We start from the raw sequence: 26,692 nt of genomic DNA, 5'->3' as shown, positions 1-26,692 counted from the left end.
CTTAGAGCGGCCACCCCGCGATGGTGTAGATCATCCCGACGATCCATCCGAGCCCGGCGAGCGTGGCCACGATCAGCGCGGCCGTCACGGCACGCTCGACGGGGCGGTCGGGGTCGGCCAGGGGCTTGGGGGAGCGGTGCGTCGTCATGCGGCCCAGCCTGCCGATCACGGGCAGGCGGCCGCATCCGTACGGGTACTCAGTCGACGTACTCAGTCCACCCGTTCAGCGCGCAGCGTCGGATCCGGCGGGCGGCCACTCCCCCAGCGCGTCCGCGATCCGGTGCCGTGCGGCGGGATCGTGCGCGACGGAGGCGAGGCGGACGGCAAGCGGCCCGATCTGCCAGCCCGTGTGGTGGTCGAAGAACGGCGCCGGACCGGCCTCGTTGTGGGCCAGCTTGGCGACGAGTTCGGCGAGCCGGAGCAGCGCGGTTCGCTCCTCGGTGATGTCGTCCCCGTCCGCGGAACCGCCCCCGCGGACCAGGCCGAACACCTCGCGCCCCCGGCACCACCGGTCGCGGTCGGCGGCCAGTTCCAGGGCGGCGTCGATCTCCGGCGTGCGCTCCATGCCCTCCGCTGCCGCCGCGAGCACCCGGCCGGCCCAGGTCACCGGGTCGCGCTGACGCTCGAACAGGGACCGCCCCCAGCTACGCGTGGGGTCCGCAGCCGCTCGGGCGGCGAGCTCCGGCCGCGGACCGGTCGCGTCCCTCAGCGCCTGCCGGCACAGGGAATCCGCCCGCCGTGTGGTCTCCGGGAGCCGGTATTCAGGGGTCAACGCCAGCGTCTGCGCGCAGGCGTTGTCCAGGCTCACCCGGTGGCCGACCGAGACGAACACCGGCTTCACCGCGTCCCGTGTGCGCAGGGCCCGGCCGACCTCCTCGTCCAACGCCATGAGCGGGGCGGACGAGCCGCGGGTCGGGGCGGGGGCGTCGTAGGTGAAGGTGAACGGGTTCTTGGCGACGCCGATCGTGGGCAGGCCGGTGAGGACGCCGAGGTGGCTGGCGAGGCCGAAACGGCGGGGATGGGCGCGGCCGTAGCCGTCGCAGACGACCAGGCCGGGTGGACAGGGCAGGGCGTCGAGGGCGGCCAGGACGGTGGGGATCTCGCGGAAGGCGAGCAGGCCCGGGACGTACGGGAAGGAGATCCGGCCGAGCGCGGTGGCCTCGGCGACGACCGCGAGCGTCGCCGCGTCCAGCACGACCGCCGCGGCCGCGACCACGTCCCGCTCGTCGTCGTAGGCCACGTCCACGCCGGTCACGTGCCCCAAGCCGGGCGGGGGCCCGGGTTCGTCCAGCACCACGCGCTGGCGCAGTTCGTCCTGGACGGCGCGGGCCTCTTGCTCGGTCGCGGGCCAGCCCGCGGGGATGCGTACGGTCGTCATGGTGGGGACGAGCGTAGGGGGATACGGCCGGTCGTCGTCTGCCCAGGGGTAGGCTCGCGATCATGTTCGTGCTGGAGCTGACCTACACCGCACCGATCGAGGACGTCGACGCCGTGCTGGAGGCGCATGTGGCCTGGCTCGACGAGCAGTACGCGAAGGGGATCTTTCTCGCGTCCGGACGTAAGAACCCCCGCGACGGCGGGGTGATCCTCGCCGTCGCGGGGGACCGGAGGCACATCGAGGAGACTGCCGCGGGGGATCCGTTCGTGCGGGCCGGGGTCTGCGCGTACCGCATCACCGAGTTCGTCGCGACGAAGACGGCACCGGGGCTGGAGCGGTACCGCGAGACCCTCGGCTGAGCAGAGCGTCGGTCACTTGCCCAGCGCCTGCTTGAGCTGGCTCTTGTTCATGTCCGAACGCCCCTGGATGTTGCGCTTCTTGGCCTCCTCGTACAACTGATCCCTGGTGGGGCCCTGGGAGCCCTGGCCCGACCGCTGCCCGCCCCGCCTGCCCGAGGAGATGTCCTGGGTGGACGTACGGCTGGCGGACTTCGACTCGCCGGACCGCGCGCGTTCCTTGTTCACCGTCCGCGACGCGATCTCCTTGGCGCGCGAGGCGCTCTCGCCCCGGTCCTGGGCGCTCTGCTTGATGTGCTCGTACTGGCGTTCCCGCTTCGGGCTGGAACCGGCCGGCATGTGGGTCACTCCTCTCGCCGTCGGCTTCCGAGTACCCACATTCCGGATCACCTCTCCAACCGCGCGACCCTGCCCTTCTCCCCCGCCGCCCAGCAACCCAGATCGCCCGCGCAGTCGACCGTGTCGTACGAACCGCTGTCGACCGTCCGCCAGGTACGCCCGCCGTCGGTCGTCAGGTCGGTACCGGTGGGGCCGACCGCCAGGGCCGCCGTGCGGCTGTGCGGGAGCCAGGCCGCGCCGGAGCGGTAGGCGGGCGGCGGCGTGGTGGCCGGTGTCCAGCCGCGCCCGGCATCGGCCGTGCGTGCCGCGGCCCGCGGGGAGGCCTGGTCGGGGCGGTAGTCGCCGCCGACCGCGAGACCGTGCGTACGGTCGCGGAAGGCGAGCGCGAAGACACCGCGGGCCGGGTCGCCCGCCGGGATCGGCGCCTCGGTGGCCGTCCAGGTCAGCCCCCGGTCGGCGGAGTGCAGGACACGCGCGCGTGCGGCCCCGCCGGTGGCCAGCCAGACGTCCTTCGGCCCGGAGGCGACCAGGCACTGCCCGCTCGCCGCGAAACCGGCCTCGCCCTCCTGCGCGGCGGGCATCCCGTCGTTCGGCAGCACCTTCCAGGAACGCCCGCCGTCGCTGGTCGACAGGATGCGGAACCTGCCGTCGACCGGGTCGCTCATCGCCAGGCCGTGGCGGCGGTCGAAGAAGGTGAGGCAGTCGTAGAAGGCACGGGCGTCGGTGTTGCGGAAGGACTCGGTCCAGGTCACGCCGCCGTCCTCCGTGCGGTACACGCGCGACGCCTCGCCCTCACCGATGGCCAGCACCACGGCCCGCCGCGCGTCGAAGGCCTCGACGTCCCGGAACTCCAGCCCGGCGGCACCGGGCGGCGAGACGTTCCGCCAGCTCGCGCCGCCGTCGGTGGTGCGCAGCACGGTGCCCTTGCTTCCGGCCAGCCACGCCGTGTGCCGACTGACCGCCGCCAGTCCCCGGAACCGCACGTCGGGCGTGCCGCTGTCCTTCGCCTCCCAGTGCGGCACCCGCCGCTCCCGCCCGTCCGCCTGCGCGGGTACGGCCGGCAGCGCGGCCAGCGCCGCACCGCACGCCACCCCCGCGGCCACCGTCCGAAACGTACGCCCCGCCCGTCGCATGCTCCCCGAACGCCTCATGGCGGGCGAAGCTAGTCCACCGCCACCGTGCCGTCCAGATGCCCTCCGACCACGAGTGACCATCCGGTCAAGGGAGGACGAACGCCCCCACTCCGGTGCATGAAGGCGGTGACAGAGGTCACTCGCCCTTGGTGTGCACGGATTGGCCGATTCCATCGTCTCTACCAGTGCCCCGTCTCGTCCACCCGGATGTTCGTCCAGCCGTCACAAGGGAGCAAGGCGTTGTCCACCGTCATCGAGCAGCCCGTTGAGGCCCGTCTCGTCGCCGCCGCACCGCGGATGCCGAGCATTCCCGCGACCCTCCACTACGACCGGAGCGACCCGTTCGCCGTCCGGATGACCTTCCCGGCCCCCGCCACACTGGAGGGCGTCGAGGTCTGCTGGACCTTCAGCCGCGAGCTGCTCCTCGCCGGCCTGGAGGGCCCCGAGGGCCACGGCGACGTCCGGGTGCGGCCGTACGGCTTCGACCGTACGGTCCTCGAGTTCCACGCCCCCGAGGGCACCGCCGTCGTGCACATCCGCTCGGGCGAGATCCGCCGCTTCCTGCAGTCCACGAGCGAGCTGGTGCCCCTCGGCCTGGAGCACCTCCAGCTCGACCTGGACCGCGACCTCGTCGAGCTGATGCGGGACGCCTGCTGAGCCGTCCCACCGGGCAGGCGCCGGCCGGCGCGCCCGCCCGTGCGGGCTCTCCGTAAATGGCGTTGACACTCCCTCCGGCCGCTCGTACGGTGTTCAAGTCCTGTTGCCGCCGATTGGAGAAGGACGTTGCTCGTCTGAGGTCCTGAGACACCGCGTCACACCTGAAGTGTGTGTGCGCTGCGTGCGACCTCGGCGTTCGAGCCGTCCTCCGGTGCAGGGCTTTTCTCATGCCCCCGCGCCCCTCGATGCCTCTCCGTCGGTCGCCGGTGTCTCGATACGCGTTTGCCCCTGATCGTTTCGAGCAACCGCGGAGGCGCCCTGATGCCTACTTCCCTCACCTGTACCTCCCTTTCCTTCACCTGGCCCGACGGCAGCGCCGTCTTCGAGGGCCTGGACGTCGCGTTCGGCCCCGGCAGGACCGGACTCGTCGGCGTCAACGGGTCGGGAAAATCAACCCTGTTGAAGCTCATCGCCGGTGAGCTCGCCCCGACCGACGGCGACGTGCGCGTCACGGGCGAGGTCGGCTATCTCCCGCAGAACGTCACTCTCGACACCGCCCTGAAGGTCGACGAGGCCCTGGGCATCGCCGCCCGGCGCGCGGCGCTGCACGCCATCGAGGCGGGCGACGTCGCCGAGGAGCACTTCGAGACCTTGGGCGACGACTGGGACGTGGAGGAGCGAGCCCTCGCCACCCTCGGCGAACTCGGGCTCGGCCACATCGAGTTGGACCGCACGATCGGCGAGGTGTCGGGCGGCGAGTCCGTGCTGCTGCGGCTCGCCGCGCTGCTGCTGCGCCGACCGGACGTCCTGCTGCTGGACGAGCCCACCAACAACCTCGACCTGTACGCACGCAGGCGGCTGTACACGGCCGTGGAGTCCTGGCCGGGAGTGATGGTCGTGGTCAGCCACGACCGCGAACTCCTCGACCTCGTCGACCAGATCGCCGATCTGCGCTCCGGGGAGATCACCTGGTACGGCGGAAACTACTCGGCGTACGAAGAGGTGCTCGCCGCCGAACAGGAGGCGGCCGAGCGCATGGTGCGGGTCGCCGAGGCCGACCTGAAGAAGCAGAAGCGCGACCTCGTCGACGCCCAGGCCAAGTTGGCCCGCCGCAAGCGGTACGGGCAGAAGATGTGGGACCAGAAGCGTGAGCCGAAGATCGTCATGGGTGCGCGCAAGCGGGCGGCGCAGGAGTCCGCGGGCAAGCACCGGATCATGCACGAGGAGAAGCTCGCCGAGGCCAAGGACCGCCTCGACGAGGCGGCGGAGGCCGTACGGGACGACGACGAGATCCGCGTCGAACTGCCGTACACGGCCGTACCGCCGGGCCGCGGTGTGCTCACGCTGCGTGAGCTGGAGCTGGCCTACGGCGCACGCTCGACCGGTGGCTTCGATCTCCACGGTCCGGAGCGGATCGCGCTGATCGGGCGCAACGGCGCGGGCAAGACGACGCTGCTGCGGACGCTCGCCGGGGAACTGGAGCCGGTGGCGGGCGAGGCGACGGTGCATGTCCCGCTGCGCTTCCTGCCGCAACGGCTGGACGTGCTCGACGGCGAGCTGTCGGTCGCCGAGAACGTGGCCCGGTTCGCGCCGGGTGCCACCAACAACCGGATCCGGGCGCGGCTGGCCCGCTTCCTGTTCCGGGGCGCCCGCGCCGACCAGAAGGCGGCGACGCTCTCGGGCGGCGAACGCTTCCGGGCGGCGCTGGCCGCGCTGATGCTGGCGGAGCCCGCGCCGCAGCTGCTGATGCTGGACGAGCCGACGAACAACCTGGACATGGCGAGCGTGCGGCAGCTCACCACGGCCCTGGAGTCGTACGAGGGGGCGCTGATCGTGGCCAGCCACGACCTGCCGTTCCTGGAGTCGATCGGCATCACGCGCTGGCTGATGGTGGAGGAGGGAGAACTGAAGGAAATCACGCCAGAAGCTGTCGGGTATCCCGCCTAGCTTCGGCTCCATGCCCGATTTAACACCGCAGTTCATCACCATCACCGGAGCCAGGGAGAACAACCTCAAGGACGTCACCCTCCGCATCCCGAAAGGCCGGCTGACCGTGTTCACCGGCGTTTCGGGATCGGGGAAGTCGTCGATCGTCTTCGACACGATCGCGGTGGAGTCGCAGCGCCGGCTGAACGAGACCTTCACCTGGTTCGTGCGCAACCGGCTGCCCAAGTACGAGCGCCCGCACGCGGAGGAGCTGCTGGATCTCTCCCCCGCGATCGTCGTCGACCAGCGGCCGATCGGGGGCCACTCGCGGTCCACGGTCGGCACGATGACCGACGTCTACTCCGTGATGCGGGTGCTGTTCTCCCGGCACGGCACGCCGAGCGCCGGCCCGGCGACCGCGTACTCGTTCAACGACCCCTCCGGCATGTGCCCGGAGTGCGACGGCCTGGGCCGGACGGTACGGCCGGACTGGGGCCGCATCCTCGACCCCGACCGCTCCCTGGCCGACGGGGCGGTCCGCTTCCCTCCGTTCGCCGCGGGCACCTGGCAGGGCCAGGCGTACACCAACAGCGCCGACCTCGACCCGCACAGGCCCGTCGGGTGATCTTCGAGGGAACCCCACGAGAGCTCCTCGAAGTCCGCGAATCCTTCACCGCGGCGCATCTCAGGAGGGCCACAGCCTGACCGCGAGGGTTTTCTACGGGCGGGTAGGCCCTGCATCATGGCGGGTCGGTGGCCCATGCATCAGGGGCGCCGAACCAGCCACCGATCCGGAGATCCCGTCGTGCCCAGCAAGAAGGCCCTCATCCGCCGTCCGAGCCCGCGCCTGGCCGAAGGGCTTCTCACGCACATCGAGCGGGAGAAGGTCGACGTCGATCTCGCGGTCGAGCAGTGGGAGGCGTACGCGGAGGCCCTGCGCACGCACGGCTGGGAGACGATCGAGGTGGACCCGGCCGACGACTGCCCGGACTCGGTGTTCGTCGAGGACACGGTCGTCATGTACCGCAACGTCGCGCTGATCGCCCGGCCCGGCGCCGAGTCGCGGCGCGACGAGACCGAGGGCGTCGAGGAGGCCGTGGCCTCGCTCGGCTGCTCGGTGAACTGGATCTGGGAGCCGGGAACGCTCGACGGCGGCGACGTCCTCAAGGCCGGCGACACGATCTACGTCGGCCGGGGCGGCCGTACCAACGGGGCCGGCGTCCAGCAGCTGCGGGCCGTCTTCGAGCCGCTGGGGGCGCGGGTCGTCGCCGTACCGGTGAGCAAGGTGCTGCACCTGAAGTCGGCGATCACGGCACTGCCCGACGGAACGATTCTGGGCCGTATCCCGCAGCTGGACGCCCCGTCGCTGTTCCCGCGCTTCCTGCCGGTGCCGGAGGAGTCGGGAGCGCATGTGGTGCTGCTGGGCGGCGACAAGCTGCTCATGGCCGCCAGCGCGCCGAAGACCGCGGAGATGCTCGCCGACCTCGGTCATGAGCCCGTGCTGGTCGACATCAGTGAGTTCGAGAAGCTGGAAGGATGTGTGACATGTCTCTCGGTCCGCATGCGGGAGCTGTACGCCTGACGGCTGAACGGATCGCGCGTTCGGCCCTGGGACCTGCGTCTCCTGGAGCTTTCCGCTTGCCCGTGAACTCCCGGCGGAACAGCTGCTGATCAGCAGTCTTTACAACGTCCTTAACCTACGGCTTCGTAACCTACGGATTCGTAGCCTACGATCCCGTAGGTTCCGGCACCCGCTCGCCGGTTATGTTTCCTGTGTTGCGCGTCCCCCTGGAGTTCCCGTGACGATCACTTCCCCTCACCTCGGCAGCCCCGCCGTCTGGACCGACGCCCGGTTGTTGTACGCGCTGGAGGAAGTGGTCGAGAAGGAACTCAACCGGCATCTGCAGGTCGCGAAGGACTGGATGCCGCACGAGTACGTCCCGTGGACGGACGGCCGCAACTTCCCCGGCCTCTTCGAGGACGGCGAGGCCTGGGACAAGGAGCAGTCCAAGGTCACCGAGATCGGCCGGATCGCGCTGATCGTGAACCTCCTCACCGAGGACAACCTGCCCAGCTACCACCACGAGATCGCCTCGCTCTTCGGCCGTGACGGCGCCTGGGGCACCTGGGTGCACCGCTGGACCGCCGAGGAGGGCCGGCACGGCATCGTGATGCGCGACTATCTGCTCACCTCGCGCGCGGTGGACCCGGACAAGCTGGAGCAGTTCCGCATGTCCCACATGAGTGAGGGCTTCGAGTCGGACAACCGCCACTCGATGCTGCACTCGGTCGCCTACGTCGCCTTCCAGGAGCTCGCGACCCGCATCTCGCACCGCAACACCGGCCACCAGTCCGGTGACCCGGTCTGCGACCGCATGCTGTCGCGCATCGCGACCGACGAGAACCTCCACATGGTCTTCTACCGGAACCTGCTGAAGGCCGCTTTCGAGCTCGCCCCCGACCTGACCATGCAGGCCGTGCGGGACGTGGTGGTCAACTTCCGCATGCCCGGTCACGGCATCCCCGGCTTCGAGCGCGCCGCCGCGCAGATGGCCATCGGCGAGGTCTACAACATGCGCATCCACCACGACGACGTCCTGCAGCCGGTCCTGCGCTTCCTGAAGATCATGGAGATCGACGGTCTCGGCCCGGAGGGGCAGAAGGCTCAGGAGGAACTGGGTCTGTTCATGGGCGGCCTCGACGCGGAAGCCCTGAAGTTCGACGAGAAGCTGGCGGCCCGCAAGGCCCGGATGGCGGCTCGCGCCGGGGGCTGACCGGGACCCGGCGGTTCAGTGTGACGTGCGCCTGAGTTCCAGGCGTTCCTTCTCCGACAGGCCGCCCCAGACACCGAAGCGTTCGTCGTTGTCGAGTGCGTACTCCAGGCAGACGGAGCGGATCGGGCACATGCCGCAGATCCGCTTCGCCTCCCGGACGGAGCTTCCTGGTTCGGGGAAGAAGAAGTCCGCCCCCGTCTGTGCGCACAACGCCTCCTCCTGCCAGGCCAGGTCGGACGAGGTGATCGTTGTGATCGTGTCGATGTGCATGCCCAGGATGGTGCCGGTCGGCGAAAAACGTTCGATCAACGCGGGATCAACGCCGCGCCGCAGGGCCCCCCGGCCGACTCGATCGTCTCCCTCGGGGTGCCGCGGCGCACGGCGGCGCGCGGAACCGGAGGAAAACAAGGAGACGCTCCTCGGTCACCGAGGGTAAGCAGAGTGTTCGCCCGGCGGACGGCGGTGTTCCGGCAGCGATTGTCAGTGGGCGGTGCAAGACTCGGCAGTGCAGACAGCGGGACCCTTCCGAGGAGGGCGATGATGCTCACCACCCGTTTCGTCACCGGCGCGCCGAACTGGATCGACGTCGGCACACCCGACATCGAGGGCGCCGCTTCCTTCTACGGCGGTCTGTTCGGCTGGCGGTTCCAGCCGGGCGGGCCCGAGACCGGCGGCTACGGCCTCTTCCAGCTCGACGGGAAGACGGTGGCCGGCGGTATGCAGACCACCGAGGCGCAGGGCCCGCCCTCCTGGACGGTGTACTTCCAGACGCCGGACGCGGAAGCCACCGCGAAGGCGGCCGAGCAGGCGCACGGCTCGGTGACGATGCAGCCCATGGATGTGATGGACCTGGGCCGCATGGCGATCCTCGCCGACAAGGCGGGCGTGCCCTTCGGCCTCTGGCAGCCCGGCACCAACAAGGGGCTCGACGTGGTCCAGGAACCCGGCTCGCTGTGCTGGCTCGAGCTGTACACCACGGACGTACCGGCCGCGGCGGGCTTCTACAACGCCGCGCTCGGCATGGAGACCTTCGCCCTCGACTACTACGGCGGCACCTACACGACGTTCAGCCCCGCCGCGCAGGGGGAGGACGCCACGTTCGGCGGGGTGGTCGACAAGGCCGACGACCCGGCGGAGGCGGAGGGCCCGGCGTACTGGCTGCCGTATTTCGAGGTGACCGACACGGACGCGACGGCCGCCAGGGCGCAGGAGCTGGGCGGCGCGGTCCGGATGCCCCCCACGGATCTGCCGGACGTCGGCCGCATCGCCAAGCTCACCGACCCGTACGGCGCCCGCTTCGCGGTGATCAAGAGCGCGCCGGCGCAGAGCTGAGGGACGGCGCCGGGCGTTCGGCCTACGCGGACGCGCGCCGCACCAGTGTGGTCGGCAGCACCACGCTGGACGGCGCGCCGCCGATTCCCTGCTCGGCGGCGTCGCGCTCCAGGGCCCGCAGCAGCAGCCGGGCCATCAACCGGCCCATCTCCTCGATGTCCTGACGGATCGTCGTGAGCGACGGTTCGGTCTGTTCCGCCACCGGCAGCATGTCGTCGAACCCGACCACCGCGACATCGTCCGGCACCCGCCGCCCGGTCTCCCGCAGCACTCGCAGCGCACCTGCGGCGGTGAGATCGTTGGCGGCGAACACGGCGTCCAGGTCCGGGCAGCGTTCGAGCAGCTGACGCATCGCCCGCTCCCCTCCCGCCGGGGTGAAGTCGCCCTCGACGATCAGCCGTGGATCGGCGTCGACCATGACGTCCCGGTATCCGTCGAGCCGGTCCACGGCGGACGTCTGGTCGAGTGCGCCGGCGATGTGCGCGATGCGGGTGCGGCCGAGGCCGGCGAGATGCCGTACGGCGTCCCGGGCGCCGCCGCGGTTGTCGACGTCGACGTACACGACGCCCCGCTGGTCGCCGCTCCAGCCGGGCCGTCCGCCGAACACCGTGGGCACCCCGGCACGGTGGATCAGTCCGGGCAGCGGGTCCTCGAGGTGCAGCGAGAAGACGAGCGCCCCGTCGACATGCCCGCCGGCGAGGTAGCGGCCGACGCGGGCATGGTCGTCCCGGCCCTCGGTGAGCAGCAGCACCAGCTGGTTGTCGTGAGCCGTCAACTCCTTGCTGATGCCGCGGAGTTGCAGGGCGAAGAACGGGTCGGCGAAGACACGGGTCTCCGGCTCGGCGACGACGACGGCGATGGCGTCGTGGCGCCGGGTCACCAGACTGCGGGCGGCCTGGTTGGGCACGTACCCGAGCTCCTCCACCGCCTTGCGCACCCGCTCGACGAGCGGCTCCCGCACCCCGTCCCCGCCGTTGACCACCCGCGACACGGTGGCCCGCGAGACCCCGGCCCGTGCGGCCACGGCTTCCAGGGTGGGACGCGGGGCGGTATCAGTCACTGCGCGGCTCCTCGTCGACGGTTGCGGATCAGGATAGCCCTCGGAGGAACCGGAGGTGAGAGCGCTCTCGCAACCGTGCGCCACCGGCGCGCAGGGAACGGCACAACGTGTCTCGGCGCTGCTCCGCCCGGCCGGCCGTCGTACGACGGCCGTGTCACGCGAGCAGATCCACCCGCCGCCCCACGCCTGCCCGCTCCGCCGCCCGATACGCCGCCCAGCTCAGCGCCAGGTCCTGCCAGGGCAGTCCGACCGGCGCGTACACGGTGCGGCCCTCGGCGCTCGCACGTCCCGGCCCCTCGCCCCGCAGCACATCCCCCAGCGTCGCGTCGGCGGCGGTCGCCGGGAGACCGGCCGCCGCCAAGGCACCCATGCCGGCGGCGAGTTCACGGTCGTCCACGACCAGCAGCGCGGCTCCCAGCAGATCGGCGGACAGCTCCTGCTTGCCGGGTTCGTCCGCCCCCAGGCTCGTGAAGTGCTGGCCCGCCCGGGTGTCCGACAGTCTCAGCAGCGGCTCACGGGCCCAGGTGGCCAGCAGTACGGTGTCGGCGGTCGCCGCGACCTCCGTCGCCGAGGCCGCCGGACGTCCGTCGTGCCGGTCGGCGAACGCGGCGGCCCGCTCGGCGTCGGTGTCATGGACGACGAGCTCGCGATACGTCCGCAGTTCCGTCAACCCCCGCACCATCAGCTCGGCCTGGGCCCCCGCGCCGATCACCCCGAGGACGTCCCCCGGGCCGGCCAGCACATGCGTGCCCAACGCCGCCGCCAGCCCCGTACGCCACGCCGTCACCGTGGCCGAGTCCAGCAGAGCCAGCAGTTCCCCGTCCCGCCCGCTGTGCAGACAGATCACCCCGCGCAACGCGGGCCGCGCGCCCGGGAACTTGGCGTTGACCTTCACCGTGTACGCCTCGACGCCCGGCAGCACGCCGGGGATCAGCGCGGTGGCCGTTCCCGGGAAGGGCAGGTCGGTCCGCACCCGTTGTCCCGTCACCGCGGCATCCCGTGCGCGCACGAAGCCGTCCCGCAGCAGCTCCAGGCAGGCCTTCGGTGTCAGTACCGCTTCCAGATCACTTCGCGTCAGTACAAGGGTCACGCGTCCATGATCCGTCAGTGTTCGTGCGCAGTGCCCGAGGACGGCTCATGACCGTGTTCGTGCGGGTCGTACCCGGGAATCGTGCCGTCCGCCTTCTTCACCAGGAACAGGCCCACCATGCCCATGTCGGAGTGGCTCTGCACATGGCAGTGGTACATCCACGCGCCCGCCCCGACCCCCTCCCCCGCGATCACCTGGAAGCCGAAGGAGTCCGCCGGGCCCACGATCTTGTTGTCGATGACCTGGCTCGGGTCGTCGGGGCCGGTCAGCATGCCCGTGCGGTTGTCCGCCCAGCGATGACCGTGCATATGGAAGGTGTGGTAGTACTCGCCGTGCGTGATCATCACGATCTCGACGCGATCGCCCACCGTGGCCTCGAAGTTGGGGCCGCTGTGCGCGGACTTGTTGTTGATCAGCATGTCGTTGAAGACGATCGTGTGGGTCGCGTCCGGCAGGATGTCGCCCTTGCGCCGCACGATCACCGGTCCGTACAGGCCCTTGCGGATGCCGCCCGTGCCGTGCTCGGTGCCGACGACGTGGTCGTGGTAGTGCCAGTAGCCGGCGCTGCCCGCCCGCCAGGTGCCGTCCTTGCGGCGGCCGGGGGCGTGGGTGCGCCAGGTGTAGGTGCGGGTACCGCCGGGCTCGACGTCGCTCTTGTTCAGCTTGGTGCCGTCGCTGGTGATCTCGTAGTCGAGGCCGTGGACGTGCAGGCTGACCGCCACGTCCATGGTGTTCTCGAACTCGACGTGCAGGGTGTCGCCCTCGTTGAGCTCGATCAGCGGGCCGGGGACCGACGCCTTGCCCTTCTCCAGGCCGTAGCCCATCTGCCCGTCGGCGAGCTTCTCGGCGTACAGCTTGATGCGTCTGACCTCGCCGCCGGCCGGAGCCGTCCCCGGTGGTGTGTCGGCACCCACGGCCTCGGGTACCGATCCCAGCGACAACGATGTCGCGACGGTCGCGCCACCCAGCAGCACGCGCCTGTTGAAGCCACGTCTGTCGAAGCTGCGTCTCTCCATGCCGAACTCCCCACGGCGGTACGGACATTACGGGGATGAACCGGTGAGACGGTACCGGCCGCTCTCTCGTTTATCCACACTCAGGACAAAGTTCGTCTCGGTCCGGTCATAGGTATTGGCGAGTCGTTCAAAGGGGTCTAACTTCCTTTTCGCTGTTGCTGTGACCGTGGAGGTGCCCATGCGCTTACGAGGGTTGAGCACGAGAAGACAGACCTGGGTGGCCACTGTGACCGCCGGGATCGTCGCCGCCGGACTGATGTCGGCTCCGGCGGCGGACGCACGCCCGGCCCCGGAACCACCCCTGACAACGATGTCCATCAAGTCGCCACCAGGCGGCGCCAATGTGCGGGTGCTCATCTTCTACGGGTCCGCGGCCGCCGGCGACGAGTCGCCCGTGGTGAACGCCGGCATCGAGGCCATCGAGAAGATCGGCCTGTCGGGCCCGGCTGACCAGCGCTTCAAGACCGAGGCCACGAACGACGCCTCGGTGTTCACCGATGAGACCAGGCTGGGCCGTTACAACTCCGTCGTGTTCCTGACCGGCGGCGGGGACATCCTGGACCCCGAGCAGGAGGCGGGCCTGGAGGCCTACATGGAGGCGGGCGGCGGTTTCGTCGGCGTCCATGACGCGGCCCGCGCCGAGCCGTACTCGGACTGGTTCACCGGCCTGGTCGGCGCCCGCCCCGCGGCCGGCGGACCGACGACCGCGCAACGAGCCGTGGTGGAGGCCGGCGACCGGCGGCACCCGGCCACCAAGGAGCTGCCGCTTCAGTGGAAGCGGCCGGACAAGTGGCTGAACTGGACGAAGAACCCCTCGGGTTCCGTGCACACCGTCGCCCGGGTGCGGGAGTCCAGCTACCAGCCGGGCACCGGCGCCAACGGCTGGGACCATCCGGTGAGTTGGTGCCGTGACTACGACGGTGGCCGCTCCTTCTACACCGGCATGGGCGGCACGGTGTCGTCGTACGACGAGACCGACTTCCGTGCGCATCTGCGCGGCGCCCTCATGTGGACCACCCGGCTGGTGCAGGCCGACTGCAAGGCCACCATCACCGGCAACTACAAGGCCGAGCGCCTCACCCAGCCCAACCAGCCGGGCCAGAACGACCAGATCGGCGAACCGCACGGCCTGGTCACCGCTCCGGACGGGCGGGTGCTCTACATCGGCCGGGGCGGTGCCGACTCCTCCCAGCCGGTGATCACCGACTGGAACAACCCGGAGATCGGCAAGGGCAAGGGCGAGATCCATGTCTACGACCCGAAGACCAAGAAGGTCACCCTGGCCGGGGCGTTGACGGTGTTCGGCAACAAGGGCGGCGGGGACGAGCTGATCAAGGTCGAGGAGGGCCTGCTCGGCATCGAGCTCGATCCGCGCTTCGAGGAGAACGGCTGGGTGTATCTGCACTACACCCCGCACTCCCAGCTCAACCGCGAAACGAGGATGGCCGAGCGGCGCGTCTCCCGCTTCACGCTCGACCTCGCCACCGACAAGCTGGACCTGGGCAGCGAGAAGGTGCTGCTCAAGTGGCCGGTGCAGGTACACAGTTGCTGCCACTCGGGCGGCGGCATGTCCTGGGACTCCAAGGGCAACCTGTACATCGCGACCGGCGACAACAACTCCAGCCGCTTCAGCGACGGTTACTCGGGCAACAACCCCGAGCCCAACTACAAGGGCGTGTCCTTCGCGGACGCGCGCCGCACCGCCGGCAACACCAACAACCTCAACGGCAAGATCCTGCGCATCCACCCGGAGCCGGACGGCACGTACACCCTTCCGGACGGGAACCTCTTCACCGGCAGGGAGACCGACGAGGGCGGCGGCAAGACGCGCGGCGAGATCTATGTGATGGGCGTCCGGAACCCGGCGCGCATCTTCGTCGACAAGCAGACGGACATCCTGTACGCGGGCTGGGTCGGCCCGGACGCGGGCGCTCCTTCGACGACCTGGGGTCCGGCCAAGTACGACACCTTCGCCGTCATCACCAAGGCGAGCAACCGGGGCTGGCCGTACTGCATGGGCAACAAGCAGCCCTACCGGGACCGCAATCTGCCCGACCCGACCAAGCCGCTGGGCTGGTACGACTGCGACCACCCGAAGAACGAGTCGCCGAACAACGACGGTCTGGTCAACCTCCCGCCGGTCACCGGGAACAACATCTGGTACTCGCCCCAGGGCGGCGCGCCGGACTTCCCGCGCGACGCGAACGGCGTGCCGTCGTACAAGCAGGAGGAGTCCACCTACTCGCTGCCGTGGCTCAAGGGCGGCGGGCAGGCGGCGATGAACGGGCCGGTCTACCGATTCGACACGGCGAGCACCAGCGGGACCAAGTGGCCGGCCTACTGGGACGGCAAGTGGTTCGTCGGTGACTTCTACGACGCCGACCAGCCGCGCAACGCGGTGCTCACCGACCCGAAGACGCACGGGGAGGGCGGTCTGCCGGTCCACTCGGAGTCGCTGAAGAAGATCGTGCCGATCGGCAACGACGGCATCAAGAACCTCATGGACTGGAAGTTCGGTCCGGACGGCGCGCTGTATGTGCTCGACTACGGCCGGGGCTTCTTCACCTCGGACGCCAGGTCGGCATTGTGGCGGGTCACTTACACGGGCGGCGGACCCACTCCGGCCGCCGATCAGCTGGCGAGGGGGGCGCAGTGACACGGCAACGAAGAATGTGGGCGGCCCTGTTGGCCGCACTACTGGTGGTGCTCGGGCTGCAGGCGTTGCCCGCGACCGGACAGCCACAGCCACAGCCAGAGGCAGCCGCCGCACAGGTCCTCACCTGGACGGCCGGCGACGACATCACGAAGTACGCCTCGGTCCCCTCGACGGCCGTGGCGGGCGCGACGACGATCGTCTTCGAGAACAGCAAGGCGACCGGCAACACCACCGGAATGCCGCACACGCTGACGTTCGACACGTCCGATCCCGAGTTCAACAACGACGTCCAGCTGAACATCCTCGCCAACCCGAACGACGACCAGGGCGGCAAGCACACCGCCGAGGTCACGCTCACCCCCGGCCGCTACCGCTACTACTGCACGATCCCCGGTCACGGGCAGATGCAGGGCATCCTGGTGGTGACCGAGGGCAGCGGCGAGGACACCACGGCACCCGAGGCGTCGGCGCACCTCAGCGGGACGCAGAACGGGCAGGGGCAGTACGTCGGTTCGGCGAGCGTGGCGCTCCACGCCACCGACAACGAGGGCGGCTCCGGGGTCGACCGCGTCGAGTACGCGGTCGGTGACGCGGGCGCCTGGACGCCGTACACCACCCCGGTCGTCGTCGACCAGGTCGGCGATCACAAGATCCGCTACCGGGCCTTCGACAAGGCGGGGAACGTCTCGGCGGAGAAGAACGTCACCTTCACGGTCGTCGCGCCGCCAACCGATGACACGACGGCGCCGGAGACCTCGGCGACCGTCAGTGGCGAGCGGAATCCCGACGGCACGTACATCGACATGGCGACCGTAACCGTGTCCGCTTCCGACACCGGTTCCGGCGTCAACACCATCGAGTACGCGATCGGTTCCGGCGCCTGGCAGGCGTACACCGGTCCGGTGATGGTGCACGAGGTCGGGGCCCATACCGTGCGCTTCCGGGCCACCGACAAGGCGGGGAACGTCGCGGCCGAGAAGAACGTGCAGTTCACGGTCGTGGCGGCGCCCCAGCCGGACACGACCGCGCCGGTGACCGGTGTGACCGTCGAGGGCACGAAGAACTCGTCCGGGGCGTACATAGGAAATGCCAGGGTGACCGTCACCGCGACCGACGAGCATCATGGCTCGGGCGTCGACCGGATCGAGTACTCGATCGACGGCGGGCCGTACCTGGCGTACGGCGCCCCGGTGGTCGTCGACCGCGCGGGCACGCACACGCTCGCCTACCGGGCGACGGACAAGGCGGGCAACACCTCCGGCGCCCGCACGGTGACCTTCACTGTGGTCTCCAGCCAGGTGCCCGCCCCCAACTGCCCCGAGTTCGACGAGCGGTTGACGGTGATCGTCGGCACGATCGACTCGGGGGTTCCGAACCGGCTCACCAACAGCCGGTGCCGGATCAACGAGTTGATCGAGGACGAGAAGGAGTGGACGTCCCACGCGCTGTTCCTCAAGCATGTGACGACGGTCCTGGACAAGCTGCTGAAGGAAGGGGTCGTCGACCAGCGCGAGTACAACGCCGTCCGCAAGGCCGCCCGCCAGTCCGGGATCGGCAAGCCCGGCCAGACCGAGGGCTATCGCACGATCCTCGACGGCAGCGCCGAGTCCTTCGCCAAGTGGCAGCAGGTGGGCGGTGGTTCGTTCGCGCCGAACGGCGACGGTTCGATCACGTCCGGGACGACGAAGGCCGGCCTGGGCATGCTGTGGTTCCCCGAGCGGAAGTACGGCGACTTCTCGCTCAAGCTCCAGTGGCGTGACGACGCTCCGGGCACCGGCAACGCCAACTCCGGTGTGTTCGTGCGCTTCCCGTGGGTCCACGATCACCCCGAGGAGTCACGGCCGGAGTGGGTCGCCATCAAGTACGGGCACGAGGTGCAGGTGCTCGACCGGCCCGACGGCGACATGTACAAGACGGGCTCGGTCTACGGCTTCGACCGGGTGGGGCTCGCCGGTGCCGGCGTCACCCAGAAGGGCACGTGGAACGACTACGAGATCCGGGTGGTCGACCAGCACTACTCGGTCTACCGCAATGGTGTGCTGATCAACGAGTTCGACAACACCGGTGGCCAGGACTTCGTCCCGCCCCGCTCGGACGACCCGGGCACGGACGGGCGCAGGTTCGCCTCCGGTTACATCGGGCTCCAGGTGCACGGCACGACGGATGTGGTCTCGTACCGGGACATCCGGATCAAGGAGCTGTAGGTTCCGAGGGAGGCGTCTCCGACGGGGGCGCCTCCTTCTTCGGCGTCGCCTTCTTCGACGTCGCCTTCTTCGCCCGGCTCGGCTGCACCCGCTTCGGCTCGCCCGGCATCTTCGGGTACTCGGGCGGGTACGGCAGATCGCCGAGCCCGTGATCGCGCTCGTCCTTGTTGGCGAGCTCCAGGAGCGCTTCGAGCGAGAAGCGGTGGTCGTCCATGTCCGCGTGCACATCGCCGAGTTCGGCGAAGCGCGCGGGCATGGTCGCGATGTCGAAGTCCTGGGGATGGGCCACGCCGACCTCGTCCCAGCGCAGGGGCGCGGAGACCGGGGCGTGCGGGCGGGGCCGTACGGAATAGGCCGAGGCGATGGTCCGGTCCCGGGCGGTCTGGTTGTAGTCGACGAAGATGCGCTCGCCCCGCTCCTCCTTCCACCACTTGATCGTCACGTGGTCCGGCATCCGCCGCTCAAGCTCCCGTCCGACCGCGATGGCGGCGCGCCGGACCTGGGTGAAGGTCCAGCGCGGCTCGATCGGCACGAAGACGTGCAGGCCCCGGCCGCCGGAGGTCTTCGGCCAGCCGCGCAGGCCGCCGAACTCCTCGAGGACGGCCCGCAGTTCGTGCGCGGCGCGCGCGGCGTCGTCGAAGTCGGTGCCGGGCTGCGGGTCCAGGTCGATGCGCAGTTCGTCGGGCCGGTCGACGTCGTCGCGGCGGACCGGCCAGGGGTGGAAGGTGAGCGTGCCGTACTGGGCGGCCCACACCACGGCGGCCTCCTCGGTGGGGCACATCTCGTCGGCGCTGCGGCCGCTGGGGAAGGTGATGTGGGCGGTCGGGATCCAGTCGGGCATGCTCTTGGGCGCCCGCTTCTGGTAGAACCACTCACCGGTCACGCCGTCCGGATAGCGCTCCAGGGTGGTGGGCCGATCGCGCAGGGCACGCAGGATGCCGGGCCCGACGGCGACGTAGTACCGGGCGAGGTCCAGCTTGGTGAACCCGCGCTCCGGAAAGAAGATCTTCCCCGGATTGGACAGCCGCACGGTCCGCCCGCCCGCCTCCAACTCCACCGCTTCACCCATGCGAGCCACGGTAAGTGCACGATGCCTGACGCGCATACCGGGCGACGGCAGCCTTGTGCGAGCAGAATCGGGGCATGGACCTTCCGGTGATGCCGCCCGTCAAGCCGATGCTCGCCAAGTCGGTGGCGAAGATTCCGCCGGGCATGCAGTACGAGGCGAAGTGGGACGGGTTTCGGGCGATCGTGTTCCGTGACGGGGACGAGATCGAGTTGGGGAGTCGTACCGGTAAGCCGTTGACCAGGTATTTTCCCGAGCTGGTGGCGGGGCTCAAGGAGCGGTTGCCCGAGCGGTGTGTGCTGGACGGAGAGATCGTCATCGCGCGGGAGGGGCGGCTGGACTTCGACGCGCTGACCGAGCGCATCCACCCGGCGGACTCGCGGGTGCGGATGCTGGCCGAGAAGACCCCGGCGTCGCTCGTGGCCTTCGATCTGCTGGCGCTGGCCGACGAGTCGCTGCTGCAGACCCCGCTGGCGGACCGGCGGGCGATGCTCACCATGGCGTTGTCCGGGGTGAGCGCTCCGGTGCATGTGGCGCCGGCGACGACCGACATCGAGACGGCGCAGGAGTGGTTCGAGCAGTACGAGGGGGCCGGGCTGGACGGCGTGATCGCCAAGCCGCTGACCCTGCGCTACCTCCAGAACGAGCGCGCCATGTTCAAGATCAAGCACGAGCGGACGGCGGACGTCGTCGTCGCCGGCTACCGGCTCCACAAGAGCGGACCGGTCGTGGGGTCCTTGCTGCTCGGCCTGTACAACGAGCAGGGCGCCCTCCAGCACGTGGGCGTGTCGGCCGCGTTCCCGATGAAGCGGCGCGCCGAGCTGATCGAGGAGCTGGAGCCGCTGCGGATGGCGGATGCCGAGGGACATCCCTGGGCGGCCTGGGCCGACGAGGCGGCGCACGAGTCGGCCCGGCTGCCGGGGGCGCCGAGCCGCTGGTCGGGCAAGAAGGATCTGTCCTGGGTGCCGCTCAGGCCAAAGTGGGTGGCCGAGGTGGCGTACGACCACATGGAGAACGGCGCGCGCTTCCGGCACACGGCCCGCTTCCGCCGCTGGCGCCCGGACCGCACACCTGAGAGCTGTACCTACGCTCAGCTGGAGGAGCCGGTGCGCTACGACCTCGCGGAGATCTTCGCGCCGCAGGCCTGACGAGCGATCAGGCGGGGGTCAGGGCCTCATCAGCACCTTCACCGTGCCGTCCTGCTTGCGCTGGAACATCTCGTACGCGTGCGGGGCGTCGCTCAGCGGCACCCGGTGCGTGGCGAAGTCGTCGACGCCGAGCGGATCGTCGTCCGTCAGGTACGGGAGGATGTCGTCGACCCAGCGGCGCACATTGGCCTGGCCCATCCGCATCTGGATCTGCTTGTCGAACAGCGTGAGCAGCGGGATCGGGTCCGCCATGCCGCCGTACACACCGGACAGCGAGATCGTGCCGCCGCGCCGCACCAGGTCGATCGCGGTGTACAGGGCGGCCAGCCGGTCCACGCTGAAGCGCTCGGCGAGCGGGGCGCCGAGCTTGCGGGGCAGCAGCGCCGAGGCCTGCTGGGCCAGCCGCGCCGCGGCACTGCCGTGGGCCTCGGTGCCGACGGCGTCGATGACGGCGTCGGGGCCGCGGCCGTCGGTCCGGTCGCGGATGGCGGCGACGAGTTCCTTCTCGTCGTCGAAGCTTCTGAGGTCGAACGTCTCGACGCCCCGCTCCCGCGCCCGCCGCAGCCGCTCGGGCACCAGGTCCACGCCGAACACCCGCCCCGCGCCGGTCACCTGGGCGACGCGGCAAGCCATGTCGCCGATGGGACCGAGCCCGAGCACCGCGACGCTGCCGCCCTCGGGGACCTCGGCGTAGCGGACCGCCTGCCAGGCGGTGGGCAGCACGTCGGACAGGTAGACGAACCGGTCGTCGGACGGCCCTTCCGGGACCTTGATCGGGCCGTACTGCGCCTGCGGTACGCGCAGATACTCGGCCTGGGCGCCCGGCACCGCGCCGTACAGGCGGGTGTAGCCGAACAGGGCGGCGCCCATGCCCTCACCCGTGACCTGCGTGGTCTCGCACTGGGTCGGCAGACCGGTCAGGCACATCCAGCAGTTGCCGCAGGCGATCTGGAACGGCACCACGACCCGGTCCCCCGCCTGCAGGTCCGGCACCGCGGCGCCGACCTCCTCGACGATGCCCATCGGCTCATGGCCGAGGATGTCCCCCGGCGTCATGAACGGGGTGAGCACCTCGTAAAGGTGCAGGTCGGAGCCGCACAGTCCGGAGGACGTGATACGGATGACCGCGTCCGTCGGCTCCTGGATCTGCGGATCGGGCACGTTCTCCACCCGCACGTCCCGCCTGCCCTGCCAGGTCACTGCCCTCATCGTCCGCGCTCCCTCCGCTCGCATGCGCATGCGCTCGTACGTGGGCCGCCCGGGTACCCCGGGGTCCCTCCGGCGAACCGCGGGCCGGGCAGCCCCGGGGCCGGCGGTCGGCGGATGGGCCGACCGGCTGTGCGCGCCAGGGCCGATCGGCGGATTCACGAGGGCCGCCGCGACCTTTCGGGTAATCCATCAAAGAACGGATAAGCGCACAATTGATGGCATGAACCGGACGGGTGGCTACGCGTGAAGACGGTGGGCAGACAACGAGCGGCGCGCTCAAGACGCGCCACGACCACGACGGGCCTGCTGGCCGCCGCACTGGCGGCCTCCCTGGCCGCCGGCTGCACGACCTCCGACAGCCCGCGCGACGACGGCCGGGGCAAAGGGCACACGTCGGCGCCGAGTGACAGCGACAGCCGGGCGAAAGACCTCGCGGCGCTCGCCGTGAAGATCGACAACGCCCATTCCGCCCGGCCCCACACGGGCCTGAACGAGGCGGACGTCGTGTACGTCGAGCAGGTCGAGGGCGGCCTGAGCCGTCTGATGGCGGTGTACGCGCAGAAGCTGCCGAAGGTCATCGGGCCGGTGCGCAGCGCCCGCGAGACCGACCTGGAGCTGCTGGGCCAGTTCGACCGGCCGGTGCTCGCCTTCTCCGGGGCGCAGGGCAGGCTGCTGCCGCGGATCGACACGGCCCCGTTGCAGGCGAAGCCGCCCGGCAAGGCGACCGAGGCGTACTTCCGCGGGCCGGGCCGGACCTCCCCGCACAACCTCTATCTGCGGCCCCACCGGCTGATGGCCAAGGCACCGGGCACGTCCGTCCTGACGACCGGCTTCCGCTTCGGCGCCGCCCCTGAGGGCGGCAAGGCCACGGCCAGGCAGACGGTGCGCTACTCGGCGGCCCGGTACTCCTTCACCTGGTCCAAGAGCCAGCACCGCTGGCTGGTCGCCATGGACGGAACGGCCTCCAGGACGACGGACGGCAAGCGGGTCATGGCCGGCACGGTCGTCGTGCAGTACGTGAAGGTGCGCAAGTCCGCCTACCACGACTCCCTCGGCCACCACACGCCGTACACCGAGACGGTGGGCTCGGGGAAGGCGCGGGTGCTGCGCGACGGGCGCGCCTACGACGTCGACTGGAAGCGTCCGAAGGCCAAGGACGGCACGACCTTCACGACGAAGGACGGCAAGCGGATGAACTTCCAGCACGGCCAGGTGTGGGTGGTGTTCGCAGGCGCCTCCTGAGTGAGGGATCAGGGCTGCGCGACGAGGGGCTCCGCAGGGTTGCGCAGCCCCTCGGCCGCGTCAGCGACCCGCCGGATCAGATCGAAGAAGAGCGTCTGCTCCTCGGCGGAGAGCGGGGCCAGGAAGACCTGGTTCATCCGGGCCGTGCGCACCGTCAGCTTCTTGTGGGTGCGCAGCCCCTCGTCCGTGAGGCGCAGCAGGAAGCGGCGGCCGTCCTGAGGGTCGCGGACCTTGTCGAGCAGCCCCCGACGGCCGAGCCGGCTGATCACCTCGGCGATGGTGGACCGGTCGAGCCCCACCCGCTCCCCCACCGTCCGCTGGTCCAGGCCCGGCTCGGCGACGAGTGTGTTGAGGACGGCGAACTGGGGTGAGGTGATCTCCTCGGAGACCATCGTGTTCCACAGCAGGTAGTGCGCCTGCTGGAGCCGCCGGGCCAGATGCCCGGGGTGGGTGGTGAGGTCCACGGCGGCCATCCGCACTCCCCTGGTCGTTTTCGTCGGTGCACTGAACAATACCCGGCCTCGACGCGACTGTCTGCGGTGCGTAAACCCCGCTGAAGCGCACATTTATCAAGGCCTTGACGACTTCCCGGTCCGGTGACAGCGTGAGGGAGTACCTCGCGGAAATAATCAGTGCCCTGACTAATTCGGGTACTGGGAGCTCGGAAGAGATGGGGCTTCTCGGATGGACAAAGTGGTCGCCACGGCCCTGGAGGCGGTGGCCGATGTGGGCGAGGGCGCGTCGCTCGCGGTCGGTGGCTTCGGGCTGAGCGGTGTGCCGAACGTGCTGATCCAGGCGCTGTACGAGCGTGGGGTGTCCGGGCTGTCGGTCGTCTCCAACAACTGCGGTGCCATGGAGTCCGGTCTCGCGGTCCTGCTGTCGGCGGGACGGATCGCCCGGGTGACCGGCTCCTACATCGGCGCGAACAAGGAGTTCGCCCGCCAGTACCTGGCCGGGGAGCTGGAGGTGGAGATGATCCCGCAGGGCACGCTGGCCGAGCGCCTGCGGGCCGGCGGCGCCGGGATCCCGGCGTTCTACACACCGGCCGGAGTGGGCACACAGGTCGCCGACGGCGGGCTGCCCTGGCGTTACGACGGCTCCGGCGGGGTCACGCTGGCCTCGCCGCCGAAGGAGGTGCGGGAGTTCGATGGCACCGAGTATGTGCTGGAGCGCGGGATCCGTACCGACTTCGCGCTGGTGCGGGCCGCGAAGGGCGACCGGCACGGGAACCTGGTGTTCAACAAGTCCACCCGGAACTTCAACCCCCTTGCCGCGATGGCCGGGCGGGTGACGATCGCCGAGGTGGAGGAACTCGCCGAGCCCGGCGAGATCGATCCCGACGCGGTGCACCTGCCGGGCATCTTCGTCCAGCGGGTCGTGGCGCTGACCCCGGAGCAGGCCGCCGACAAGGGCATCGAACAGCGCACGGTCTCCGTGCCTCCGGCACGAGGAACGGTGGGCTAGTCATGGCGTGGACGCGGGAAGAGATGGCGGCGCGGTCCGCACGCGAGCTGCGGGACGGGCAGTACGTCAATCTCGGCATCGGTCTGCCGACCCTGATCCCGAACTATCTGCCCGAGGGCGTCGAGGTGATCCTGGAGTCCGAGAACGGCATCCTGGGCACCGGCCCCTACCCCACCGAGGACCAGGTCGACCCGGATCTGATCAACGCGGGCAAGGAGACGGTCACGGTTCTGCCGGGCGCGTCCTTCTTCGACTCGGCGCTGTCGTTCTCGATGATCCGGGGCGGCCACATCGATGTCGCCGTGCTGGGCGCGATGCAGGTGTCCGAGACCGGTGACCTGGCGAACTGGGCGATCCCCGGCAAGATGATCACCGGGATAGGCGGGGCGATGGACCTGGTGCACGGCGCCCGCACCGTCATCGTCGTGATGACCCACACCGCCAAGGACGGCTCGGCGAAGATCCTCACCGAGTGCGCGCTCCCGCTCACGGGCAAGGCGTGTGTCAACCGGATCATCACCGACCTCGGCGTCCTGGACGTCACCGAGGACGGGCTGCTGCTCGTCGAGACGGCACCCGGCGTGAGCACCGAGGAGATCATCGCCAAGACCGACGCCGAACTCACCGTCGCGGAGGGCCTGCTGTGAAGACCGTCTACCTCGTCGACGCGGTCCGCACCCCGATCGGCCGCTACAGCGGGGGCCTCGCGAGCGTGCGCCCGGACGACCTGGCCGCCCACGCGATCCGTGAACTGATCGGCCGTACGCCCGACTTGGACCCGTCCCGGATCGAGGACGTCTACTTCGGCAACGCCAACGGCGCCGGCGAGGAGAACCGCAACGTCGGCCGTATGGCCGCCCTGCTCGCCGGTCTGCCCACGTCCGTGCCCGGCGTCACGGTCAACCGGCTGTGCGCCTCCGGCCTCGAAGCGGTGATCCAGGCGGCCCGTGCCATCGCCGTCGGGGACGCCTCCGTCGCCGTGGCCGGTGGAGTGGAGTCGATGACTCGGGCGCCGTATGTGCTGCCCAAGTCCGACAAGCCGTTCCCGGCCGCCCACACGGAGCTCTTCTCCACCACCCTGGGGTGGCGCATGGTCAACCCGAGGATGGAACCGCAGTGGACCGTCCCGCTGGGTGAGTCCGCGGAGCTGATCGCCGAGAAGCACAAGATCAGCCGGGAGCAGCAGGACGAATACGCGCTGGCCTCCCACGAGAAGGCCGCCGGGGCCCAGCAGGCCGGTCTGTTCGACGCCGAGCTCGCGCCCGTGTCGATTCCGCGGCGCAAGGGCGACCCGGTCGACTTCGCCGCCGACGAGTGCGTACGGCCGGACGCCTCCCTCGCCGCCATGGCCAGGCTCAAGCCGTCGTTCCGCAAGGAGAACGGCACCGTCACCGCGGGCAACGCCTCCCCGCTCAACGACGGCGCCGCCGCCCTGCTGCTGACCGACGAGGAGGGCCTGAAGGCCACCGGCCGCGAGCCTCTCGCCCGGATCTCCGCGACCGGCGTCTCCGCCCTGGACCCGCACTACTTCGGGCTCGCCCCGGTCGCGGCCGTCAACCGGGCCCTGGCCAAGGCGGGCAAGGGTTTCGCCGACCTGGACGTGCTCGAACTCAACGAGGCCTTCGCCGCCCAGGTGCTGGGCTGTGTGGCCGAGTGGCCCGAGTTCGACCCGGCGATCCTCAACCCGCAGGGCGGCGCCATCGCCCTCGGCCACCCGCTGGGCGCCTCCGGTGCCCGCCTCGCCGGCACCGTCGCCCACCAACTCGCCCGCAAGGGCGGCGGAATCGGCGTCGCCACCCTCTGCATCGGCGTCGGCCAGGGCCTCGCCCTCGTCCTGGAACGCTGACGAACCCCGAGGAACCCCATGACTCTCACCCAGCACGACATCGACCAGGAGATCGCGGCCGAGCACGCCGCGTACGAGAAGCGGATCGCCGACGGAGCGCCCGTCGAGCACCACCCGCGGCGCGACTACGCCCCGTACCGTTCCTCGGTGCTGCGTCACCCCAAGCAGCCGCCCGTCTCCATCGACATCAGCAAGGACCCGGAGCTGGTGGAGCTGCACTCCCCCGCCTTCGGCGAGCGCGACATCACCGAGATCGACAACGACCTCACCCGGCAGCACACCGGAGAGCCGATCGGTGAGCGCATCACCGTCGAGGGCCGGCTCCTCGACCGCGACGGCCGCCCGATCCGCGGTCAGCTGATCGAGATCTGGCAGGCGAACTCGGCCGGCCGCTACGCGCATCAGCGCGAGCAGCACGACGCCCCGCTGGACCCGAACTTCACCGGCGTCGGCCGCACACTGACGGACGACAGCGGCTTCTACCGCTTCACCACCGTCCAGCCCGGCCCGTACCCGTGGCGCCAGCACGTCAACGCCTGGCGGCCGGCCCACATCCACTTCTCGCTGTTCGGTTCGGCGTTCACCCAGCGGCTCGTGACGCAGATGTACTTCCCGAGCGACCCGCTGTTCCCGTACGACCCGATCATCCAGTCGGTGACGGACGACACGGCCCGGCAGCGGCTGGTCGCGACGTACGACCACGGCCTGTCGGTGCCGGAGTTCTCGATGGGCTACCGGTGGGACATCGTGCTGGACGGGCCGCACGCCACCTGGATCGAAGAAGGGCGCTGACCTG

The 26,692-nt window shown here is 70.3% G+C and carries 24 protein-coding genes and 2 pseudogenes; 15 read left to right on the top strand and 11 right to left on the bottom strand.

Annotated elements, in window-relative coordinates; translation table 11 throughout:
* Position 1 precedes the first annotated feature (1 nt).
* Positions 2 to 148 (bottom strand): morphogenic membrane protein MmpA, encoded by a 147-nt coding sequence (gene mmpA, locus ACFQ6S_RS00935; protein WP_383401488.1) that lies wholly within the window; start codon positions 146 to 148, stop codon positions 2 to 4.
* 546 nt (positions 149 to 694) lie between these two features.
* A pseudogene (locus tag ACFQ6S_RS00930) lies at positions 695 to 1,378 on the bottom strand (endonuclease V); the annotation flags it as partial.
* A 62-nt stretch (positions 1,379 to 1,440) separates the two neighbouring features.
* Here ACFQ6S_RS00930 and ACFQ6S_RS00925 point away from each other — a divergent pair.
* Complete coding sequence (locus ACFQ6S_RS00925; RefSeq protein ID WP_383401485.1) at positions 1,441 to 1,737, top strand: YciI family protein; 297 nt, start codon at positions 1,441 to 1,443, stop codon at positions 1,735 to 1,737.
* Between the two features lie 12 nt (positions 1,738 to 1,749).
* On the opposite strand, the gene ACFQ6S_RS00920 is transcribed toward ACFQ6S_RS00925, so the two are convergent.
* Complete coding sequence (locus ACFQ6S_RS00920) at positions 1,750 to 2,073, bottom strand: plasmid stabilization protein (RefSeq protein WP_383401482.1); 324 nt, start codon at positions 2,071 to 2,073, stop codon at positions 1,750 to 1,752.
* A gap of 47 nt (positions 2,074 to 2,120) precedes the next feature.
* Entirely contained in the window at positions 2,121 to 3,206 is a 1,086-nt protein-coding gene (locus tag ACFQ6S_RS00915) for a WD40/YVTN/BNR-like repeat-containing protein (protein ID WP_383404248.1), read from the bottom strand.
* Between the two features lie 240 nt (positions 3,207 to 3,446).
* Between ACFQ6S_RS00915 and ACFQ6S_RS00910 the strand changes: the two genes are divergently transcribed.
* From ACFQ6S_RS00910 to ACFQ6S_RS00890, 5 genes and pseudogenes are all read left to right on the top strand, one after another.
* Positions 3,447 to 3,863: an SsgA family sporulation/cell division regulator gene (locus ACFQ6S_RS00910; RefSeq protein WP_383401479.1), complete on the top strand. Its 417-nt coding sequence runs from the start codon at positions 3,447 to 3,449 to the stop codon at positions 3,861 to 3,863.
* Between the two features lie 321 nt (positions 3,864 to 4,184).
* Positions 4,185 to 5,810, top strand: coding sequence for an ABC-F family ATP-binding cassette domain-containing protein (locus ACFQ6S_RS00905; protein WP_383401477.1), 1,626 nt, complete (start codon positions 4,185 to 4,187; stop codon positions 5,808 to 5,810).
* Between the two features lie 10 nt (positions 5,811 to 5,820).
* A pseudogene (locus tag ACFQ6S_RS00900) lies at positions 5,821 to 6,411 on the top strand (excinuclease ABC subunit UvrA); the annotation flags it as partial.
* 183 nt (positions 6,412 to 6,594) lie between these two features.
* Positions 6,595 to 7,371 (top strand): dimethylargininase, encoded by a 777-nt coding sequence (gene ddaH, locus ACFQ6S_RS00895; protein ID WP_383401474.1) that lies wholly within the window; start codon positions 6,595 to 6,597, stop codon positions 7,369 to 7,371.
* A gap of 217 nt (positions 7,372 to 7,588) precedes the next feature.
* Positions 7,589 to 8,563, top strand: a complete 975-nt coding sequence (locus tag ACFQ6S_RS00890; RefSeq protein ID WP_383401471.1) for an acyl-ACP desaturase — start codon at positions 7,589 to 7,591, stop codon at positions 8,561 to 8,563.
* Between the two features lie 15 nt (positions 8,564 to 8,578).
* Here ACFQ6S_RS00890 and ACFQ6S_RS00885 read toward each other — a convergent pair whose 3' ends face one another.
* Positions 8,579 to 8,833 (bottom strand): WhiB family transcriptional regulator, encoded by a 255-nt coding sequence (locus tag ACFQ6S_RS00885; RefSeq protein WP_383401468.1) that lies wholly within the window; start codon positions 8,831 to 8,833, stop codon positions 8,579 to 8,581.
* A 270-nt stretch (positions 8,834 to 9,103) separates the two neighbouring features.
* Between ACFQ6S_RS00885 and ACFQ6S_RS00880 the strand changes: the two genes are divergently transcribed.
* On the top strand, positions 9,104 to 9,895 hold the full coding sequence (locus ACFQ6S_RS00880) for a VOC family protein (protein WP_383401465.1): 792 nt from the start codon (positions 9,104 to 9,106) through the stop codon (positions 9,893 to 9,895).
* A gap of 22 nt (positions 9,896 to 9,917) precedes the next feature.
* On the opposite strand, the gene ACFQ6S_RS00875 is transcribed toward ACFQ6S_RS00880, so the two are convergent.
* The 3 genes from ACFQ6S_RS00875 to ACFQ6S_RS00865 form a co-directional block, all read right to left on the bottom strand.
* Complete coding sequence (locus tag ACFQ6S_RS00875; protein WP_383401462.1) at positions 9,918 to 10,955, bottom strand: LacI family DNA-binding transcriptional regulator; 1,038 nt, start codon at positions 10,953 to 10,955, stop codon at positions 9,918 to 9,920.
* Positions 10,956 to 11,109: 154 nt separating this feature from the next.
* Positions 11,110 to 12,045, bottom strand: coding sequence for an ornithine cyclodeaminase family protein (locus tag ACFQ6S_RS00870; RefSeq protein ID WP_383401459.1), 936 nt, complete (start codon positions 12,043 to 12,045; stop codon positions 11,110 to 11,112).
* A gap of 14 nt (positions 12,046 to 12,059) precedes the next feature.
* Entirely contained in the window at positions 12,060 to 13,061 is a 1,002-nt protein-coding gene (locus ACFQ6S_RS00865) for a multicopper oxidase domain-containing protein (RefSeq protein ID WP_383401457.1), read from the bottom strand.
* A gap of 178 nt (positions 13,062 to 13,239) precedes the next feature.
* On the opposite strand from ACFQ6S_RS00865, the gene ACFQ6S_RS00860 reads away from it, so the two are divergent.
* Both ACFQ6S_RS00860 and ACFQ6S_RS00855 read left to right on the top strand, forming a co-directional pair.
* The gene (locus ACFQ6S_RS00860) at positions 13,240 to 15,717 is read left to right on the top strand and encodes a ThuA domain-containing protein (protein ID WP_383401454.1); all 2,478 of its coding nucleotides are present in this window, start codon (positions 13,240 to 13,242) and stop codon (positions 15,715 to 15,717) included.
* Positions 15,718 to 15,731: 14 nt separating this feature from the next.
* The gene (locus ACFQ6S_RS00855) at positions 15,732 to 17,921 is read left to right on the top strand and encodes an OmpL47-type beta-barrel domain-containing protein (RefSeq protein ID WP_383404246.1); all 2,190 of its coding nucleotides are present in this window, start codon (positions 15,732 to 15,734) and stop codon (positions 17,919 to 17,921) included.
* Here the strand turns inward: ACFQ6S_RS00855 and ligD are convergent.
* Positions 17,908 to 18,990, bottom strand: a complete 1,083-nt coding sequence (ligD, locus tag ACFQ6S_RS00850; protein ID WP_383401451.1) for a non-homologous end-joining DNA ligase — start codon at positions 18,988 to 18,990, stop codon at positions 17,908 to 17,910. The two genes, ACFQ6S_RS00855 and ligD, sit on opposite strands and share 14 nt — an antisense overlap.
* 74 nt (positions 18,991 to 19,064) lie before the next feature.
* On the opposite strand from ligD, the gene ACFQ6S_RS00845 reads away from it, so the two are divergent.
* Positions 19,065 to 20,135, top strand: coding sequence for an ATP-dependent DNA ligase (locus ACFQ6S_RS00845; protein WP_383401448.1), 1,071 nt, complete (start codon positions 19,065 to 19,067; stop codon positions 20,133 to 20,135).
* Between the two features lie 18 nt (positions 20,136 to 20,153).
* On the opposite strand, the gene ACFQ6S_RS00840 is transcribed toward ACFQ6S_RS00845, so the two are convergent.
* Positions 20,154 to 21,344, bottom strand: coding sequence for a zinc-dependent alcohol dehydrogenase (locus tag ACFQ6S_RS00840; protein ID WP_383401445.1), 1,191 nt, complete (start codon positions 21,342 to 21,344; stop codon positions 20,154 to 20,156).
* 252 nt (positions 21,345 to 21,596) lie between these two features.
* On the opposite strand from ACFQ6S_RS00840, the gene ACFQ6S_RS00835 reads away from it, so the two are divergent.
* Positions 21,597 to 22,586 carry a DUF3048 domain-containing protein gene (locus tag ACFQ6S_RS00835; protein ID WP_383401442.1) on the top strand — a complete coding sequence of 330 codons (990 nt, stop codon included), beginning with the start codon at positions 21,597 to 21,599 and terminating at the stop codon, positions 22,584 to 22,586.
* An 8-nt stretch (positions 22,587 to 22,594) separates the two neighbouring features.
* Here the strand turns inward: ACFQ6S_RS00835 and ACFQ6S_RS00830 are convergent, their stop codons facing one another.
* Positions 22,595 to 23,059, bottom strand: coding sequence for a MarR family winged helix-turn-helix transcriptional regulator (locus ACFQ6S_RS00830; RefSeq protein WP_147993029.1), 465 nt, complete (start codon positions 23,057 to 23,059; stop codon positions 22,595 to 22,597).
* Positions 23,060 to 23,270: 211 nt separating this feature from the next.
* Between ACFQ6S_RS00830 and ACFQ6S_RS00825 the strand changes: the two genes are divergently transcribed.
* Genes ACFQ6S_RS00825 through pcaH form a run of 4 tightly spaced genes read left to right on the top strand, consistent with a single transcriptional unit; the run spans position 23,271 to position 26,688 of the window.
* The gene (locus ACFQ6S_RS00825) at positions 23,271 to 24,050 is read left to right on the top strand and encodes a CoA transferase subunit A (RefSeq protein ID WP_383401439.1); all 780 of its coding nucleotides are present in this window, start codon (positions 23,271 to 23,273) and stop codon (positions 24,048 to 24,050) included.
* Positions 24,051 to 24,052: 2 nt separating this feature from the next.
* On the top strand, positions 24,053 to 24,697 hold the full coding sequence (locus ACFQ6S_RS00820; RefSeq protein ID WP_383401436.1) for a CoA transferase subunit B: 645 nt from the start codon (positions 24,053 to 24,055) through the stop codon (positions 24,695 to 24,697).
* Positions 24,694 to 25,896, top strand: coding sequence for a thiolase family protein (locus tag ACFQ6S_RS00815; protein ID WP_383401432.1), 1,203 nt, complete (start codon positions 24,694 to 24,696; stop codon positions 25,894 to 25,896). Before ACFQ6S_RS00820 ends, ACFQ6S_RS00815 begins: the two co-directional genes overlap by 4 nt.
* 18 nt (positions 25,897 to 25,914) lie before the next feature.
* A complete protein-coding gene (pcaH, locus tag ACFQ6S_RS00810; RefSeq protein WP_383401429.1) occupies positions 25,915 to 26,688 on the top strand; it encodes a protocatechuate 3,4-dioxygenase subunit beta in 774 nt (257 codons plus the stop codon).
* Positions 26,689 to 26,692 lie beyond the last annotated feature (4 nt).

It is taken from the genome of Streptomyces sp. NPDC056479, from assembly GCF_042795335.1.
GTDB lineage: Bacteria > Actinomycetota > Actinomycetes > Streptomycetales > Streptomycetaceae > Streptomyces.
Note: the sequence above shows the minus strand (reverse complement) of the source record. Positions and strands in the feature narration are given on the sequence as shown.